This is a genomic window from Streptomyces sp. NPDC053474 (genome assembly GCF_044544845.1).
In the GTDB taxonomy this organism is placed as follows: Bacteria; Actinomycetota; Actinomycetes; order Streptomycetales; family Streptomycetaceae; genus Streptomyces.
The window spans coordinates 54,798-70,240 of record NZ_JBITXV010000013.1 but is presented as its reverse complement, the minus strand read 5'-3'; the positions used below and the strand labels follow the sequence as shown (position 1 = coordinate 70,240).

At 72.4% G+C, this 15,443-nt stretch carries 17 protein-coding genes and 1 pseudogene; 8 read left to right on the top strand and 10 right to left on the bottom strand.

Features of this window, described 5'->3' with window-relative positions:
- Window positions 1–53: 53 nt before the first annotated feature.
- Complete coding sequence (locus tag ACIG3E_RS28815) at window positions 54–1,232, bottom strand: acyl-CoA dehydrogenase family protein (RefSeq protein ID WP_399622315.1); 1,179 nt, start codon at window positions 1,230–1,232, stop codon at window positions 54–56.
- A gap of 169 nt (window positions 1,233–1,401) precedes the next feature.
- Window positions 1,402–2,163, bottom strand: a complete 762-nt coding sequence (locus ACIG3E_RS28810) for a MerR family transcriptional regulator (protein ID WP_399622314.1) — start codon at window positions 2,161–2,163, stop codon at window positions 1,402–1,404.
- 183 nt (window positions 2,164–2,346) lie between these two features.
- On the opposite strand from ACIG3E_RS28810, the gene ACIG3E_RS28805 reads away from it, so the two are divergent.
- Window positions 2,347–3,150, top strand: coding sequence for an SDR family oxidoreductase (locus tag ACIG3E_RS28805; protein ID WP_399622312.1), 804 nt, complete (start codon window positions 2,347–2,349; stop codon window positions 3,148–3,150).
- 294 nt (window positions 3,151–3,444) lie between these two features.
- Complete coding sequence (locus ACIG3E_RS28800; RefSeq protein WP_399622310.1) at window positions 3,445–4,179, top strand: dienelactone hydrolase family protein; 735 nt, start codon at window positions 3,445–3,447, stop codon at window positions 4,177–4,179.
- Between the two features lie 17 nt (window positions 4,180–4,196).
- Here ACIG3E_RS28800 and ACIG3E_RS28795 read toward each other — a convergent pair whose 3' ends face one another.
- Window positions 4,197–4,748: a type 1 glutamine amidotransferase domain-containing protein gene (locus tag ACIG3E_RS28795; protein ID WP_399622308.1), complete on the bottom strand. Its 552-nt coding sequence runs from the start codon at window positions 4,746–4,748 to the stop codon at window positions 4,197–4,199.
- 106 nt (window positions 4,749–4,854) lie between these two features.
- Window positions 4,855–5,415: a Dps family protein gene (locus tag ACIG3E_RS28790; RefSeq protein ID WP_399622306.1), complete on the bottom strand. Its 561-nt coding sequence runs from the start codon at window positions 5,413–5,415 to the stop codon at window positions 4,855–4,857.
- Window positions 5,416–5,663: 248 nt separating this feature from the next.
- Here ACIG3E_RS28790 and ACIG3E_RS28785 point away from each other — a divergent pair, with 248 nt between their 5' ends.
- The 3 genes and pseudogenes from ACIG3E_RS28785 to ACIG3E_RS28775 all read left to right on the top strand — a co-directional run.
- Window positions 5,664–6,002 (top strand): DUF5133 domain-containing protein, encoded by a 339-nt coding sequence (locus ACIG3E_RS28785; protein WP_399622305.1) that lies wholly within the window; start codon window positions 5,664–5,666, stop codon window positions 6,000–6,002.
- 207 nt (window positions 6,003–6,209) lie between these two features.
- Entirely contained in the window at window positions 6,210–6,380 is a 171-nt protein-coding gene (locus ACIG3E_RS28780) for a hydrophobic protein (RefSeq protein ID WP_138957917.1), read from the top strand.
- A gap of 298 nt (window positions 6,381–6,678) precedes the next feature.
- A pseudogene (locus ACIG3E_RS28775) lies at window positions 6,679–7,137 on the top strand (SRPBCC family protein); the annotation flags it as partial.
- Between the two features lie 249 nt (window positions 7,138–7,386).
- Here ACIG3E_RS28775 and ACIG3E_RS28770 read toward each other — a convergent pair.
- Both ACIG3E_RS28770 and ACIG3E_RS28765 read right to left on the bottom strand, forming a co-directional pair.
- Window positions 7,387–8,007, bottom strand: a complete 621-nt coding sequence (locus tag ACIG3E_RS28770; RefSeq protein WP_399622304.1) for a hypothetical protein — start codon at window positions 8,005–8,007, stop codon at window positions 7,387–7,389.
- Window positions 8,008–8,172: 165 nt separating this feature from the next.
- A complete protein-coding gene (locus ACIG3E_RS28765; RefSeq protein ID WP_399622303.1) occupies window positions 8,173–8,562 on the bottom strand; it encodes a VOC family protein in 390 nt (129 codons plus the stop codon).
- Window positions 8,563–8,780: 218 nt separating this feature from the next.
- Between ACIG3E_RS28765 and ACIG3E_RS28760 the strand changes: the two genes are divergently transcribed.
- The gene (locus tag ACIG3E_RS28760; RefSeq protein WP_399622301.1) at window positions 8,781–9,677 is read left to right on the top strand and encodes a LysR family transcriptional regulator; all 897 of its coding nucleotides are present in this window, start codon (window positions 8,781–8,783) and stop codon (window positions 9,675–9,677) included.
- Between the two features lie 20 nt (window positions 9,678–9,697).
- On the opposite strand, the gene ACIG3E_RS28755 is transcribed toward ACIG3E_RS28760, so the two are convergent.
- A complete protein-coding gene (locus ACIG3E_RS28755; protein WP_399622300.1) occupies window positions 9,698–10,300 on the bottom strand; it encodes a TetR/AcrR family transcriptional regulator in 603 nt (200 codons plus the stop codon).
- A gap of 127 nt (window positions 10,301–10,427) precedes the next feature.
- Between ACIG3E_RS28755 and ACIG3E_RS28750 the strand changes: the two genes are divergently transcribed.
- A complete protein-coding gene (locus ACIG3E_RS28750) occupies window positions 10,428–11,897 on the top strand; it encodes an amidase (RefSeq protein WP_399622299.1) in 1,470 nt (489 codons plus the stop codon).
- On the opposite strand, the gene ACIG3E_RS28745 is transcribed toward ACIG3E_RS28750, so the two are convergent.
- Both ACIG3E_RS28745 and ACIG3E_RS28740 read right to left on the bottom strand, forming a co-directional pair.
- The gene (locus ACIG3E_RS28745; protein WP_399622298.1) at window positions 11,878–12,747 is read right to left on the bottom strand and encodes an MBL fold metallo-hydrolase; all 870 of its coding nucleotides are present in this window, start codon (window positions 12,745–12,747) and stop codon (window positions 11,878–11,880) included. The genes ACIG3E_RS28750 and ACIG3E_RS28745 overlap by 20 nt on opposite strands.
- Window positions 12,748–12,924: 177 nt before the next feature.
- The gene (locus tag ACIG3E_RS28740; RefSeq protein ID WP_399622296.1) at window positions 12,925–13,986 is read right to left on the bottom strand and encodes an alkene reductase; all 1,062 of its coding nucleotides are present in this window, start codon (window positions 13,984–13,986) and stop codon (window positions 12,925–12,927) included.
- 116 nt (window positions 13,987–14,102) lie between these two features.
- On the opposite strand from ACIG3E_RS28740, the gene ACIG3E_RS28735 reads away from it, so the two are divergent.
- Window positions 14,103–14,474: a MerR family transcriptional regulator gene (locus tag ACIG3E_RS28735; protein ID WP_399622295.1), complete on the top strand. Its 372-nt coding sequence runs from the start codon at window positions 14,103–14,105 to the stop codon at window positions 14,472–14,474.
- A 57-nt stretch (window positions 14,475–14,531) separates the two neighbouring features.
- On the opposite strand, the gene ACIG3E_RS28730 is transcribed toward ACIG3E_RS28735, so the two are convergent.
- On the bottom strand, window positions 14,532–15,407 hold the full coding sequence (locus ACIG3E_RS28730) for a cupin domain-containing protein (protein WP_399622293.1): 876 nt from the start codon (window positions 15,405–15,407) through the stop codon (window positions 14,532–14,534).
- Between the last annotated feature and the right edge of the window lie 36 nt (window positions 15,408–15,443).

Sequence of the window (15,443 nt, the reverse complement as noted above, 5' to 3'; positions counted from 1 at the left end):
GCGCCGGGTACCGGCGGGAGCCTGAGTGGCCCCGGCCCACGACAGCCCCGGGGTCAGGTCAGGTCGAGGAAGCTCCACCGGGCGTCCGGCTGGGCGCCGCTCAGCCACTTGCCGCAGTTCTGGAGCACGACCGGGCTCGACGTGATGTGCTGCGTGCCCGTCCCGAGGTCGCGCAGGAAGCGGTCGACGGGGCCGCGGCGGATGGCCGCCGAGCCCGCCCAGCGGTGCACGGTGCGGCCCACCTCGTACGCGGTCGAGGTCGTGTGGTTCAGGGCGAGGCGGATCAGGGTGTCCTGCTCCGTGGTCGGCAACCCTCCCTGGTCCAGGGTCTCTTCGACGCCCCGCCAGACGTCGTACACCCAGGCCCGGGCCGCCCGGAGCCCGGCCTCCGCCGTCGCGTACTCGGCGTGGAACTGGGAGGTGTCGACCGCGGCGCCCCGCGAACCGGTCCGCGCCGCGGCGACCCGCTTCAGCTCGTCCAGGAGCCGCCGCCCGACGCCGAGGGCCCAGCCCGTGTGCCCGATCGCCGCCATGTTGACCAGGCCGAGGCGGTAGAGGGCACCGCCGTTCACCGGGGTGTCCGTGGTGGCGACGTAGGTGTACTCGTGCGGTACGTACACGTCGTCGCAGTGGTAGTCGACGCTGTAGGTCGCGCGCAGCCCGAGCACGTCCCAGTTGCCGTCGAGGGTCACCTGCGCCTTCGGCATCGCGAGGACCCGCAGCTCGCCGGTGCCCTCGACCAGGATCGCGCTGTGGATGTGCGTGGCGTGCGCCATCCCGGAGGCGAACTGCCACTGGCCGCTGACCCGGTAGCCGCCCTCCACGGGGACGGCCCGGCCGGGGCGGGTGCCGTGCCCGGAGAGCAGCGCGTACTTGCCGCGGGGCACGTCGGGGAACAGCTCGGCCGCCGCGTCCGCGGCGAGGTACGCCGCGGTGGTCCCGGTCATCATCTGCAGCGCGAACATGGTCCACCCGGCCGCGGCGTCGTGGTAACTCGCCCGCTCCGCCACCTCGATCAGCTGCCGCGGCGCGAACTCGTATCCGCCGAGGCTCAGCGGGAGCTCGGCCCGTACGATCCCGGTGTCAAGCAGCGCCCGCGCCGTGTCCTCCGGCAGCCTCCCCAACTCCTCGGCGGCATGGGCCCGTTCGTCGAGCATCCCGCCGAGCGCGTCGATCCGCTCCAGCACCTCCGCCAGTTCCGCGCTGACATGCAGCTGCCCCTCGCCCGCCATGACACCCCTCTCCTCGTGGCCCGCGTCCCGATCGTCCCACGGGCGTCTCCCGCACCGCCCGGCGACCCGGTCCCGACATCTCCAACCAGCCTGATGTGTCCGGCCGTTGAAGCGGCGGGGGTCGGACCGAAGGGCCGCCGCACCCCCGTCGCGGCGGCCCCGTCCCGCCTCAGCGCAAGCGTGTCGCGGCGTACGCGTCGATGGCGGCCCGCTGGTATGCGGCAAGGCCCGGCGCGATCGCCTCGTACCACGCGTGCCAGTGCTCGTTCTCCACGCAGGTACGTCCGATCGCTCGGTACTCCTCAGCAGTGGCTGCCCGGATCCGGGCCAGCGTCCGGTACTGGGTGTCGATCTCGGCCTGCACCGCTTCGGCGTCGGCGGGCAGGCCGACGGAGAGCAGCTCGGCGAGGTGGATCATCTGCGCCGTCCGCTCGCGCTCGTCGGCCTCGCGCTCGGCCTCGCTCAGCGCCGAGTTGTGCCGTTCGACGGCCCCGGCCAGCTCCGGTGAACCGTGGAGGGCCTTCATGCACTGGGCGGACCGGATGCCCTCGAACAGGTTCTCCGGACGGGTGATGCTGATCATGTCTGTGCCGTCCTTCCTGGACTGCTCCAGTTCGGTGATCGTGTGGGCGACGGTGCGAGCCAGGGCATTCAGGCGGTCGCGTTCGGCGAGCAGCCGACGGTGGTGGCACCGCAGGGCCTCCACCTCGTCGACCCGCGCGGCCAGGATCCGGCCGATCTCGGGCAGTCCCACGCCCAGCGCCCGCAGCACGAGGACCTGCTGCAGCCGCAGCAGGTGACGCTCCTCGTAGTAGCGGTGGCCGTTGGACCCGGTCCAGGCCGGTGGCAGCAGTCCGATCTCGTCGTAGTGCCGCAGGGTCCGGGCCGTCACACCCGACATCCGGGCGACCTCCGCGATCGACCAGGCCATCGCCGCCTCCCTCACACGTGCTTCACCGGGCCGGAATCTCCGGCCCTGCTCAGGACGGTAGAGGCTGCCGCTACGGCAGCTTCAAGCCCACGGCTCGCGTCCGCGACGTACGCGAAGTTCCCCACCACGGCGCCGTAGGAAACCGATTGACGCCGTGTCGCCGTTCGTGAACCATTACGGACCGTGGCGACACACATCGATCAGGACCTGTCGGCCCACGGACCAGGCTCTTCGGCCGACCGCCCGCTCGCCCTGATCACCGGGGTGGGCCGCACCGTCGGGATCGGCGCGGGCATCGCCCGTCGGCTGGCCGCGTCGGGCTGGGACATCGCCTTCACCTACTGGGCCCCTTACGACGACCGCATGAGTTGGGGCAGGGAGTCCGGCGCGACCGAAGTGATCAGCCGGTCGCTGGCCGAACACGGGGCGTCCACCACCGCGATCGAGGCGGATCTCGCCGACCCGGATGCCCCGGCGCGCGTCTTCGACGAGGTCGAGCGGCAACTGGGCAGCGTCACCGCGCTGGTGCTGAGTCACTGCGAGTCCGTCGACTCCGGGCTGCTCGACACCACCGTCGAGAGCTTCGACCGGCACTTCGCCGTCAACGCGCGGGCGACCTGGCTGCTCATCCGCGAGTTCGGCCGCCGGTTCACCGCGGAACGGGGGACCGGCCGGATCGTCAGCCTCACCAGTGATCACACCGTCGGCAACCTTCCCTACGGGGCCAGCAAGGGAGCCATGGACCGCATCACCCTGGCCGCCGCCCACGAACTCGCCCACCTCGGCGTGACCGCCAACGCGATCAATCCCGGGCCGATCGACACCGGGTGGATGCCCGAGGAGGTCCGGGAGGAGTGCGTTCGCAGCACCCCGCTCGGCCGCCTGGGCACTCCGCGGGACACCGCACACCTCGTGGACTTCCTGTGCTCCAGGGAGGGCCAGTGGGTCAACGGTCAGTTGCTGATGAGCAACGGCGGCATCGCGTAGGGGCTGGCACCGGTCGTGGACGGCGTCTTCGGACCCACGGCCGGGCCGCGGCGTCGTCGGTGACGTCCGCCCGGGTCACCCCTGGCATCGGCCCTGTTCAGTGGGTTACGTTAGGCCGCGATGACTACCGGGACGGCTCCGCGCCACACACGGATTGGTGACCCGGCGCTCCTCTGAGCGCCGTGCGGGCCGCTGGCGGCCCACTGTGGGAACGAGGGTCCGGCGCCGTCGCGCGGGCTCCGCCTCCTGTCGTGTTGATCTCAGCTCGACACGTCAACCACGACAGGAGACCTCATGCCCACCCAGACGCTGCACATACCCACCGCCGACGGCCGAGCCGACGCCTTCGCCGCCTTCCCCGACGGCGGTGGGCGACACCCCGGGGTGCTGATGTACCCGGACGGCTTCGGCATCCGGCCCGTGCTGCGGGAGATGGCCTGCGAGCTGGCCGGACACGGGTACTACGTACTCGTCCCCAACTTCCTCTACCGGCACGGCCCCACGCCGGTGATCGAACTGCCCGCGTACATCGGAGAGGCGGCCCGGCCCGCGGTCTTCGCCCAGCTGATGCCCTTGATCGAGGCGCACACCGGCGAACGTACCGTGCGTGACGCCGACGCGTACCTCAGGTTCCTCACCACCCGGCCCGAGGTCGTGGCCGGGCCGGTCGCGGTGACCGGCTACTGCATCGGCGGTCTGCTGGCGCTGCGCACCGCCGTGGCCCATCCCGGCCAGGTGGCCGCCGTCGCCGGATTCCACTGCCCCGCGGGCGCCGACGGGACCGACGGCTTCGCCGCGCTGACCGCGCGGGTGCACCTCGGCCACGCCGAAGGCGACATGACGCCCGAGGCCCTCGGCGAGCTCAACCAGGCCCTGGACACCGCGGGGGTCGACCACACCTCCGAGATCTACCCCGGCACCGTCCACGGCTTCACGATGTCCGACACCGACGCCTTCGACCCCGCCGCACTACGCCGTCACTGGGACCGCCTGCTCCCGCTCCTCGACCGCACCCTGACCACCGGCTGAGGCTCCGGGGACGGCGCTCACCCCGCCGCGCCGTCGGTCTTGCCCAGGGCGTCGGTCAGGGCCCGGCAGAAGGCCGGGAGGTCGTCCGGCTTGCGGCTGGTGACCAGGACGTTGGCGCCCGAGGTGCACACCTGCACCTCCTGGTCGACCCACGTGCCGCCCGCGTTGCGGATGTCGGTGCGCAGGCTGGGCCAGGAGGTGAGGGTGCGGCCGCGCACCACGTCGGCCTCGATCAGGGTCCACGGGGCGTGGCAGATCGCCGCGACCGGCTTCCCCGCGGTGAAGAAGTCCTTCACGAACGCCACCGCCTTGTCGTCCAGGCGCAGGGCGTCGGGGTTGGCGACGCCGCCGGGCAGGACCAGGGCCTCGAAGCCGGCGGCGGACGCCTCGGCCACGACCTGGTCGACCGGGAAGGAGTCGGCCTTGTCCAGGTGGTCGAACCCCTGGACGCGGCCCGGCTCGGTCGACAGCAGGACGGGCTCGGCCCCGACGGCCTCGACGGCCCGCCACGGCTCGGTCAGTTCGATCTGCTCCACGCCTTCGGGCGCGGTGAGAAAGGCGACACGCATGGCGGCTCCTCTCGTGGTGGTACCGGTTGTCGTGGTGGTACTGGTTCTTGTGCGTGGTACTGGTTCTTGTGCGTGGTACTAGTTCTCGTACGTGGTACTGATGGGGTCAGCTGTTCCCGGCCGCTTCCGCGGCCTCGCGCTCGGTGGCCTTGCCGCCGGTGGCGAGGGTGCCCTGGGCGCTCTCCAGGTGGGCCCGGACGAACCACTGGAACTGGTCCAGGTCCCGCACCTGTTCGATCAGGATGTCCTCGGTGGCCGGATCGAGCTTGCCCACCTCGTCGATGGCGGCGCGATAGGCCTCGATCACGCCGGTGTACACGAGGTCGAGCGCACCCAGATGGGCGATGGCGTCCGCCCGGCCGATGCTGTAGTCGTCCCAGGTGCGCTCGGCCACCAGGGCGCCGGGGGTGCCGTGCGGCACGCCACCGAGGGCGGAGATCCGCTCGGCGACGTCGTCGGCCATGGCACGGACGCGGTCGACCTGCGGGTCCAGCATCTCGTGCACGGCGATGAAGTGCGGGCCGACGACGTTCCAGTGCACGTGCTTGAGCGTGAGGTGCAGATCGTTCAGCGCGTGCAGACGGAGGGCGAGCGCCGCGATGAGCTTGCCGCCGTCCTCGACGCTGATGCCGGGGACGGTGTAGCGCGGAGTGGTCGTACGAGCCATGGTGCGCTCCTCACTGGGGTCGGGCACCGACGCCTCCGGCGCGGGCCGTGGCATCGATACCGGAACTAGGGGTACTGGGGACGAGCGGGTCGTCGTCCCCCTCTGGCACGCCTTCCCCCAGCCAGTGACACATAACGTGTGGAATAGCTCAAAGGCCATATAACGCGATGCCAGCGGGGCAGGCGCAGGACGTAGGGGAAGAAGGGGTGGACACCGTGTTGTTGCCGGATCCCAAGACACTGAGAGTCATGCTCGCCCGTTACGCCGACCTGCGCATCGCGGCGCCGCCCACCGAGGCGACCCGGCGTGCCCTGGAGGACGTGAGCTACACGCTGTGCGTGCTGACCGGGGTGAGCCGGGTCGACGACGCGCTCAGCGTCGCTGACGCCCTGCTCGCGGAGGCCGGGGGTGCCCGGTGCGCCGCCGAGCCGCCGGGGGCGCCGGGGGTGCCCGGTGCGCGGCCGAGCCGCCGGGCGGAGGAGTTCCCGCTCCCCCGGCCCGCCGCCGCTCCCGAGTCGCTTCCGCCCGAGGGGCCCGCCGCCGACTCGGCGGACGACAGCCCGGGCGACGTGTCGCTGGCCGTCTGATCCGTCCGGGCCGCGGGAGGCGGGCGCGCGGCGTCCCACCGGAGCCGCGCGCCTCCGGGCCTCAGCGGCGGGGACGGGGCCTCACCGGGCTTCCTCGCCGTAAACACGGGAAACACGTGCGCCGTGGCGGGCACATCGAAAATGGCCCGGGCAGGCCTGTGTCACGCCGGGGATCGAGGGAACTCGCCGTACTGGAGGTGACGGACCATGGTGCCTTTGTTGCTTGTTCTTCTTATCGCCGTCGTGCTGTTCGGTGCGGGATTCGCCGTGAAATTCCTCTGGCTGCTCGCCGCCCTCGTGCTGCTGGCGTGGGTGCTCGGTTTCATCGTCCGCCCCGCGGGCACGGGTGGACGCAGGAGCCGCTGGTATCGCTGGTGACAGCGGTCGGTGTCACGGGCCCGGTCGCCTCGCGACGGGGCGTCCGGGCCGCCGCGACGGCCTCTGCGCGCCGTCCGTCGGAGACGCGCCGTGGGCCAATGTCCCTTTCCACGCCCGTAGATGACACCGCGTATGACAGCGCGTATGGCATCGCATATGACATACGACCGATGACTCAAGGTCATTGAATTGTCCAGCGCCCGACGAAGACCGGCCGAACCGAATCCGGGCCGAAGTCGAGCTGAAGTCGCCGGAAAGTTCCGTGGATTCACCGAGGAGATTCACAGAGGAGGACAGTGTGAGCACGATCAAGGAAACAGTGGACGTACAAGTCCCGCTCAGCAGGGCGTACGACCAGTGGACGCAGTTCGAGGAGTTCCCGAAGTTCATGGAAGGCGTCGACGAGGTCCGGCAGATCGACGACGTACACAACCACTGGACCACGAGCATCGGCGGCGTACGGCGCGAGTTCGACACGGAGATCGTCGACCAGATGCCGGACGACCGGATCACCTGGCGGACCATCGGTGGTGACACCCAGCAGCAGGGGTCCGTGCGCTTCCGTCAGCTCGACGCGACGCGTACCCGCGTGGAGCTGGTCATGGACGTCGAGCCCACTGGTGTCGCGGAGAAGGGCGCGGACGCGCTGGGCATGATCGAGCGACGGGTGAAGGGCGATCTGCACCGGTTCAAGGACCACGTCGAGCGCTCCGGGGAGAGCGGCGCCTGGCGCGGGCGCATCCGCCCGGGCGACCCCGGCCCCACCGCCGGTCCCGGTCCCGTCCCTGGTCCCGGCCCCGGCGCCGGACCCGGCCCCCTCCCTGGCACCGGCCCCAGCCCCGGCCCCGGCATGCCTCTGTGATCCGACACGGCCCGAGCCGTCGTGTCCAACGGACCCCCGCGAGAACGGGCAGGCACCGCCGCGCGTGGCGGTGCCTGCCCGGGTCCGTTCGGTCACTCGGCGGCCCCCACCGGCAGTCGCCGAGGGGGGCCGCGGGGGTCGGGGTCAGTAGAGCTTGTTCACGGCCTTCTTGGCGGTGGTCTTGAAGCCGCTGACCGGCGCGTGCGACAGGTCGCCGAGCTGGCCCCAGCGGACGAGCGTCACCGTGCGCCCGTCACGGCCCACCGCGAAGAGGTTGGCGTCCGAGGCCCCCGAGTTCCACGCGGTGTGCAGGCCGTAGACGTAGGCGCCCTCCTCGACGTCCAGCTTGCCGTAGTACTTCTGCTTCGCCTTGACGTCCGGGTGCTCCCGCTCCAGGCGCGCGGCGCAGTCGTCGAGCTTCTCGCGCAGGAGCCCGGCGAACGCCTTGGCCCGCTGGGTGCTCCGCTCCACCACGGTCACCTGGACGGCGTTGGTGTCGAGGTCGGTCCAGAAGGTGCGGTGCACCGACGTCGACGGCAGCGCCTCGCCCGCGCACACCGGCAGGGCGTCGGGCTGGCCCGCGGTCACCCGCCCTGCGTGCCACGCCGACGAGGGGTGCGGCGGCAGTTCACCGGCGCTGAGGAAGCGCGGCTCCCCGCCGCCGGACGGCGCCGCGGCGGCGGGTGCCGCCACGGCCGCGGCCGTGGCGGCCACGCACAGGCCGACCGTCGTCGCGGCCAGGGCACCTCGGTTACGCATGCTCATTCGTCTCCCCCAACTCCCGCTGTTTCCATGCCGATCGGCACTTCCACCCCGTTCGACCCACCAGGGCCGCGGGACGTTGCACGGCTGATCGTCACAGCCTCGTCGCGTATGTCACCGGACGGAAACAGGAGTTCGGGCGCACCGGAGGCCGGGTCCGCGGGGTGCTCAGGCGTCCTGCTCGTACCAGCGCAGCTCCACGGTGTTGCCGTCGGGGTCCTTCACGTACAGGGAGAGGCCGGTGCCCCGGGCGCCGAAGCGCTTGCCGGGGCCGTCCACCACGGTGAAGACGCCGGAGTCGATGACCTCCTGCCAGTCGAGCGGCTCGACCGCCAGGCAGATGTGGTCGACGTTGGACCCGCGCGACTCCCCGTCGGGTCCCTTGAAGAGGTCGATGATGGTCGTGGGGCTCACCCGCACGGAGGGGAAGGAGACCTTGCCGGCGCGCCACTCCTCCACGCGCACCGGTTCGAGCCCCAGCGGGCCGGTGTAGAAGGCCAGCGAACGCTCGATGTCGGCGACGTTCAGGACGATGTGGTCGAGGGCGATCACGCGCATGGTGGTCTCCGCTGGATCGGGGCGCCGGGGCGCCGGTGGTGGTACGACGGGACCGGTGCGCCCGGCCCCGCGGGATCTGGCCGGGAACCGGGCGGTGGCTCGTCGGTGGTCCGTCACCGATCGCCGTGCCCCGCCGCTGACTTCATGATCACCCAGTGGATATCCATTAGTCCAACACATGCTTGTCATTGATATCCATCGTGATTCACGCTGGATCCATGGACCTCCAGCAGATGCGCTACGTCCTCGCGGTGGCGGAGACCGCCAGCTTCACGCGCGCCGCCGAGCGGTGCCACGTCGTCCAGTCCGCGCTCAGCCACCAGGTGGCCCGCCTTGAGAAGGAACTGGGTGCCCGGCTCTTCGAACGGACCAGCCGCCGGGTGCGGCTCACGGCCGCCGGGGAGGCGTTCCTGCCCGCGGCGCGCCAGGCCTTGGAGGCGGCCGAGCGGGCCCGCGCGGAGGTGGCGGCGGCCAGCGGCGAGGTGCGGGGCAGGCTGACGGTCGGGGCGATCCCCACGGTGACGGCGGTGGACCTCCCGGCGACGCTGCGGGACTACCGTCGGCGCTATCCCCAGGTGCGCATCAGCCTGCGCGCCGGGTCCAGCGAGCAGCTCGTCGAGCGGGTGCGCGACGGCCAGTTGGACGCGGCGTTCCTCGGCGTGCCGCCCGACTTCCGGCCGCGGGGCGTCCACGACCGGGAGCTCGCGCACGGGCGGCACGTCGCCGTGGCCGCCCCCGACCATCCGCTCGCCGCGCACCGCGAGGTGGACCTGCGCCGACTCGCCGACGAGGCCTTCGTCGACTTCGCCGAGGGCAGCGCCGCCCGCGCCCAGTCGGACCGGGCCTTCGCGGCGGCCGGGCTGCGGCGCGAGGTGGCCTTCGAGGTGTCCGGCGTCGAGCTGATGGCCCCCATGGTCCGACAGGGCCTCGGCGTCGCCCTGCTGCCCGGGGCGTTCGCGGCCGGACTCCACGGTCTGCGGACCGTGTTGGTCACCGACGGCCCGGTGCGGGTGGAGCGCCTCATCTGGAGCCGCTCCACCCCGACGCCTGCCGCGTCCGCGTTCCTCGCCCTGCTGGGCATCGGTGACGGGGAGGCCGCACCGCCGCCCCGCTGAAGCGGTCCGCGCCCGGTCCGTCAGCGCGGCACACCCAGGCCGTCCACGATTCTCTCGACGATCCTCATCAGCCGGTCCCCCGCCTGGCCGACGCTGCCGTTCTGCGTGCTGACCTGTGCGCCTTCGAGGACGAAGGTGATCTCGGCCGCGGCCTGTTCGGGGTCGGGCAGACCGGCCCGCGCGCACATGCCGACCAGCCTGCGCAGCTGGTGGGCCTTGTGCTGCTCGATCACGCGCCGTGCGGGATGGGAGCGGTCGGGCAGCTCGGCGAGGGAGTTGATGAACGGGCAGCCCCGGTGCGAGAGGGTGGGCAGGCCGTCGGCGATGAAGCGGGCCAGGCCCAGGATCTGCTCCCCCGGCCGGTCCGGGTGTTCGGCCTCGACGCGGTCGAAGGCCGCCCGGTAGTCGGCGGCGAGGATCCGCAGCCACTCCGCGACCAGCGCGTCCTTGGTGTCGAAGTGCCGGTAGATCGCCATCTTGGTGGTCCCGGCCCGCTCGGCGATCGCCTGGACGCCCACCCGCAGAATCCCCTCGCTCTGGAAGAGCTCCTCCGCCGCGTCGAGGATGCGCTCGCGCGGCGGCAGTTTCGCCACTCTGCCCGGCCTGCTGGCGGTCGATGCCATGACTTCTCCGTGACGTCCGAACGGTTGGGGGGGTCCCACGTCCTGTTACGGTACCTCTCAGTTCCAGGCGATACCGCTCGGTATCGTTCGGGACTCAACGGTACTGTTCGTTCTGCTGGGAGTGACAGTGAGAGTCAGCGAGTACGTGAACTTCGACGCGGTCGGGCTCGCGGAGCTGGTGGCCGCGGGCGAGGTGACCCCCGCCGAACTGGAGGCGGCCGCACGCGAGGCCGCGGGAGCGGTCAACCCGCGGATCAACGCCATCGTGGAGACCTGGCCGACCGACGACAGGCCCCGCCCCGGCAGCGCGCCGCTGGCCGGGGTCCCCTTCCTGATCAAGGACATCGGCGTCGCCATGGCGGGGAGGCGGATGGAGCTGGGCAGCCGACTCGCCGCGGGCAACGTGTCCGGGGCCGACTCGGCGCTGATGCGGCGCTTCCGCCGCGCCGGGCTCGTGACGTTCGGGCGCAGCACGACGCCGGAGCTGGCCCACAGCATGGTGACGGAACCGGTGCTGTACGGCGCGACCCGCAACCCGTGGGATCCGCGGCGGAGCGCGGGCGGCTCCAGCGGGGGCGCGGGCGCGGCCGTCGCCGCCGGGGTGGTGCCGATGGCGCACGCCACCGACGCCGGAGGATCGCTGCGCGTACCGGCCGCGTACAACGGCCTGTTCGGCCTCAAGCCCACCCGTGGCCGGGTCTCCATGGGGCCGGACATCGACGAGATGGTCAACGGCCTGGTGGTGCACGGCAGCGTCAGCCGCACCGTGCGCGACAGCGCGGCCCTGCTCGACCTGATCCGCGGCCCGGAGCCGGGCGACCCCTACTTCGCGCAGGAGCCGTCCCGGCCGTACGCGGAGGAGGTCACCCGGCCCCCGGGCACCCTGCGGATCGGCGTCCTCACGCACGCGTGGTGCGGCCGCCGCACCACGGCGCCGGTGGCCGCCGCCCTCTCCCGCACCGTCCTGCTGCTGGAGTCGCTCGGGCACGAGGTGGCGGAGGCCGAGGTCGGCCTCGGGGTCGGCCAGGAGGAGTTCCTCCTGGCCAACGCCCGTCTGATCACGGCGAACCTGGCGGCGCTGGTCGACGGGCTCGCCGCCGCCCTCGGCAGACCCGTCGACTCCTCGACCCTCGAACCGGTGACCCTCGCCGGTTACCACTACGGGCAGCGCGTCACCGGCACCCAGTTCGCCACCGCTTTCGAGGTGCGCAACCGGGTCGCCCGCGGCCTGGCACGGTCCTTCGACGCGTACGACGTGCTGCTCACGCCGACCCTGCCGGAGCTTCCGATGCGGCTGGGGACCTTCGCCGAGGGCGCGCAGGAGCTCGACGGCCTCGGCTGGATCGAACGCCTCAACGAGCGCTCGCCGTTCACCCTGCCGTTCAACGTGGCGGGCACGCCCGCCATGTCCGTACCGGTGACGGCCGACCCCGGGACGGGGCTGCCGATCGGCATGCAGTTCGCCGCCGGGTTCGGGCGTGAGGACCTCCTCTTCCGCCTGGCGGGACAGCTCGAACAGGCCAGTCCGTGGGCGGGCCGGACCCCAGCGGTGTGGGCCGGGGACCCAGGCCGCCCGCTCACCAGCGGACGGCCGTGAAGTCGATGGGCTGCGGGCGCAACTGGCGTACGCGTTCGGTCAGGAGGCCGAGGCGGCGGGACATCTCGTCGGCGGGGAGGCGGCGGCGGTCCCCGTGCCCCGGCAGCACCCACTCGAACCGCAGGCGCCCGGCGGTCCGCCCCAGGGAGGCGGCCAACTCCTCGATGGAGTACCAGGTCACGCTCTCCGCGACCTCCAGGTCACCCGTGCCGCGCGACCAGTAGAAGCTGTCGCCACTGAAGCAGTACCGGTCGTCGGCGAGGTAGAGCACGCTGCCCCGGGTGTGGCCGGGCAGCGGGTGGACGGTGACGCCCGCGCCGATCTCCACGGGTTCGAGGCCGCGGATGACCTGGTCCGCGTCCGGGGCCGCGTCGAGGTCGCCCTCGTGGATCCACAGCCGGGCCCCGAAGTGGTCGGCGTAGCGGCGGCCGTGCGCGGCGTGGTCGCGGTGGGTGAGCAGCACGTCGGTGACGGGCCCCCAGGCCGTGTAACGGGCGGCCAGGTCGCGGCTCCAGCGGGGCGTGTCGATCATCATGGCGGTGCCGGACGGCCGCCGGAGCAGATAGGAGTTGGCCCCGGCGGTCCGGGTCGCGTTGTGGCCGCAGATCAGGACGCCGTCGTCGAGCGCCATCGGGAAGGGGTCGAGCGCCCGGTCCGGCTGACCGGACGCCGGACGGATCGACCGGGTGGGGCAGGCGAAGGCGGCGGCGTGTAAGCGCTGGTTCTCCGCCGCGTCGCGCGGCGGCCGCAGGATCCGCGACTTCCCGTCGGCCTCGCCGATCAGGTCGGGCGCGAACTGCCGCGCGACATCGCAGTTGGTGCAACGGTCGTCCACGTACCATCCGTCCACGACGGGCTCCTTCGCGGGAAGAGGGCCCGGGCAGCGGACTCCGCCCGGGTGCCCTTCCAGGAATATCCCGCCCGTGGACGGAACCGGTAGGCCGTGCCGACCTTGTGTTTCGGGCCGTACGGCTCTCTCAGGGCCCGCCAAATCCGGAGGAACCGTGACGCGGCGGGCAGGCGGTCGTCAGTCGAGGTAGCCGGAGTCCCCTCCCTGGAACCACAGTTCCCGGTCGAGGGTGCGCAGCGGCGCGCCGGTGCGGAAGCGTTCGACGAGGTCGGGGTTGCCCAGATAGGCACGCCCGTAGCTGACCAGGTCCGCACCCCGGGCCAGCCAGTCCTCACCCTGCGCCCGGGTGCTTTCGTCGGGGCCGATCTGGCCGCCGGGGTTGATGATGAAGGCGGTCGGCCAGCTCTTGCGCAGGCCGAGCAGGAGGTCGTCGGGCGCGGTCGCCAGGACGTGGACGTAGGCGAGTCCGAGCGGGGCGAGGGCGTCGAACAGCGCGGCGTACAGGTCCGGCACGTCGTCCTCGACGACGTCCCAGACCTGGCCGCCGGGGGAAAGGCGGATGCCGACGCGCTCGGCACCGATGGCGTCGGCGGTCGCCTCGGCGGCCTCGACGGCGAAGCGGATGCGGCCCGCGACGGAGCCGCCGTACGCGTCGGTGCGGCGGTTGGCGTTGGACGACAGGAACTGCTGGATCAAGTACCCGTTCGCGCCGTGCAGTTCGACGCCGTCGAAGCCCGCGGCCACGGCGCGGCGGGCCGCGTACGCGTACGCCGCCGCCTCTGCCCCGACCTCCGTCAGCGTCAGGGCGCGCGGCACGGGCGCGGGCTTGCGGCCGTCCGCCCCGCCGAACCCGACGAACACCTCGCCGCGCAGCGCCACCGCCGAAGGCCCCACGGGGTGCTGCCCGGCGACGTCCGGGTGCCCCACGCGTCCGCCGTGCATGATCTGGGCGAAGATGCGCCCGCCGTTGGTGTGCACCGCGGAGGTGACGGGCCGCCAGGCGGCCACCTGGGCCTCGTTGTACAGGCCGGGCGTGTTCGGGTTCGACTGACCGAGCAGGCTCGGCTGGACGCCTTCGCTGACGAGGAGTCCCGCGGTGGCGCGCCGGGCGTAGTAGGCGGCGGTCGACGCCGTCGGCAGCCCGTCCGCGCCCACCCTCGCCCGGGTCATGGGAGCCATCACGATGCGGTTCGGCAGGGCGAGTTCACCGAGGCGGAATCCCTCGAAAAGGCTGGTCATGGTGGTGCCTCTCAGGCCGCGGGAGCGCGGGCCGGGGGTTTCCGGCCCGTTCCTCGGCTACGCTAAAACCTGACATCGACGTCAGGGGCAAGGTGAGAGAGGCCACAGGGGGCCACATGCGCATCGGCGAACTCGCGACCCGCACCGGCGTGAGCGTGCGATCACTGCGCTACTACGAGGAGCAGGGCCTGCTCAGTGCCCAGCGCAGCCCGAGCGGCCAACGGCACTACAGCGCCCGTGCCGTGGACCGCGTCCGGCTGATCCAGCAGTTGTACGGCGCGGGGCTGCCGAGCAGGTCCATCCGTGAGGTCCTGCCGTGCGCGGCCACGGGCGAGGCGACACCGGAGCTGATCACCTGGCTCGCGGGCGAGCGCGACCGGATCGACCAGCGGATCGACGACCTCCAGGACACCCGGGACCGCCTCGACGACATCATCGCGACGGCGACCACCGCGCTGCGCACCGGGCGGCCCTGCGCGGTGTCGTGACCTGCCGTCAGGCCCCGGCCGCCCGGACCGCACGTTCCGGTGAAGGCCCCCAGGGAGTCACTCCTCGTAGGTGATCCCGTACGGGGCCGCGACGCGGTTGAGCGCGGCCGCGTCGAGCCTGCCGCCGACGCCGACCCGCGCACGGGCCTCGATCGTGGCCTCGACGAAGCGCTCCCAGCCGCCGGGCGCCGAGATCTGGAGCACCCTGGGCGGCGGCGTCGAGCCCGGCCGCAAGGCGTGCGGGACGCCGTGCGGCAGCAGGACGAACTGCCCCTCGGCGGCGGTGTGCACGCGGCCGTCGTACTCGACGGCCAGCTCGCCTTCGAGTACGTAGATGGCCTCGTCGGCCTCGTGGTGGACGTGCCGGGGTATGTCCTGGGCGACGACGACCTCCAGGAGCGAGAAGCGGCCCTCGGTGTCCTCCGTACGCGCCTTCACGCAGAACGCGGGCGGCACCGCGACGCGCCCGGGGCGCGCCTGCCCCCGGTCCAGGACGATGAACCGATCCGGGTCGCCGGGCCCTTCGGCCACACCACCGAGGCGCGTCGACGCCTCCCCCGACGCCGACGCGCGCAGGAACTCCTCCCGCGCCCCCGGCGCCACGAGATACAGAGCGCGCACGGGTGCGGCGGACAGGCCGTGCACGCGGTGACGCGCCCCGCGCGGCAGCAGGGCGCACATGCCGGGGGCGATCCGGTGCGTGACCCCGTCGCGGTCGACGCCCAGCTCCCCTTCCAGGACGTGGACGAAGACATCGCACTCCTCGTGGACGGACGACGGTACGGGGTGTGCGCCCCGGCTCTCCAGCAGGGTGAACCGGCCTTCGGTGTCGGCCGCGTCGGCCTTGACCAGGAGTGACGGCGACGACGGCGGTGGGGTGCGGCTGGGGCGGGACGCATCGGCATCGAGCAGAATGAAGCGATTCTTGGACATGCGATACCCTTCCAAACGGAATCGGATTCCGCTTCC

Bases quoted from the DNA above. Each gene is read 5' to 3' on its own strand.
- ACIG3E_RS28740 (WP_399622296.1), bottom strand. From the start codon at position 13,986: ATGACCAGCCTTTTCGAGGGATTCCGCCTCGGTGAACTCGCCCTGCCG.
- ACIG3E_RS28735 (WP_399622295.1), top strand. From the start codon at position 14,103: ATGCGCATCGGCGAACTCGCGACCCGCACCGGCGTGAGCGTGCGATCA.
- ACIG3E_RS28760 (WP_399622301.1), top strand. From the start codon at position 8,781: ATGGACCTCCAGCAGATGCGCTACGTCCTCGCGGTGGCGGAGACCGCC.
- ACIG3E_RS28790 (WP_399622306.1), bottom strand. From the start codon at position 5,415: ATGGCTCGTACGACCACTCCGCGCTACACCGTCCCCGGCATCAGCGTC.
- ACIG3E_RS28780 (WP_138957917.1), top strand. From the start codon at position 6,210: ATGGTGCCTTTGTTGCTTGTTCTTCTTATCGCCGTCGTGCTGTTCGGT.
- ACIG3E_RS28785 (WP_399622305.1), top strand. From the start codon at position 5,664: ATGCTCGCCCGTTACGCCGACCTGCGCATCGCGGCGCCGCCCACCGAG.
- ACIG3E_RS28765 (WP_399622303.1), bottom strand. From the start codon at position 8,562: ATGCGCGTGATCGCCCTCGACCACATCGTCCTGAACGTCGCCGACATC.
- ACIG3E_RS28810 (WP_399622314.1), bottom strand. From the start codon at position 2,163: ATGGCCTGGTCGATCGCGGAGGTCGCCCGGATGTCGGGTGTGACGGCC.
- ACIG3E_RS28815 (WP_399622315.1), bottom strand. From the start codon at position 1,232: ATGGCGGGCGAGGGGCAGCTGCATGTCAGCGCGGAACTGGCGGAGGTG.
- ACIG3E_RS28730 (WP_399622293.1), bottom strand. From the start codon at position 15,407: ATGTCCAAGAATCGCTTCATTCTGCTCGATGCCGATGCGTCCCGCCCC.
- ACIG3E_RS28800 (WP_399622310.1), top strand. From the start codon at position 3,445: ATGCCCACCCAGACGCTGCACATACCCACCGCCGACGGCCGAGCCGAC.
- ACIG3E_RS28770 (WP_399622304.1), bottom strand. From the start codon at position 8,007: ATGAGCATGCGTAACCGAGGTGCCCTGGCCGCGACGACGGTCGGCCTG.
- ACIG3E_RS28795 (WP_399622308.1), bottom strand. From the start codon at position 4,748: ATGCGTGTCGCCTTTCTCACCGCGCCCGAAGGCGTGGAGCAGATCGAA.
- ACIG3E_RS28755 (WP_399622300.1), bottom strand. From the start codon at position 10,300: ATGGCATCGACCGCCAGCAGGCCGGGCAGAGTGGCGAAACTGCCGCCG.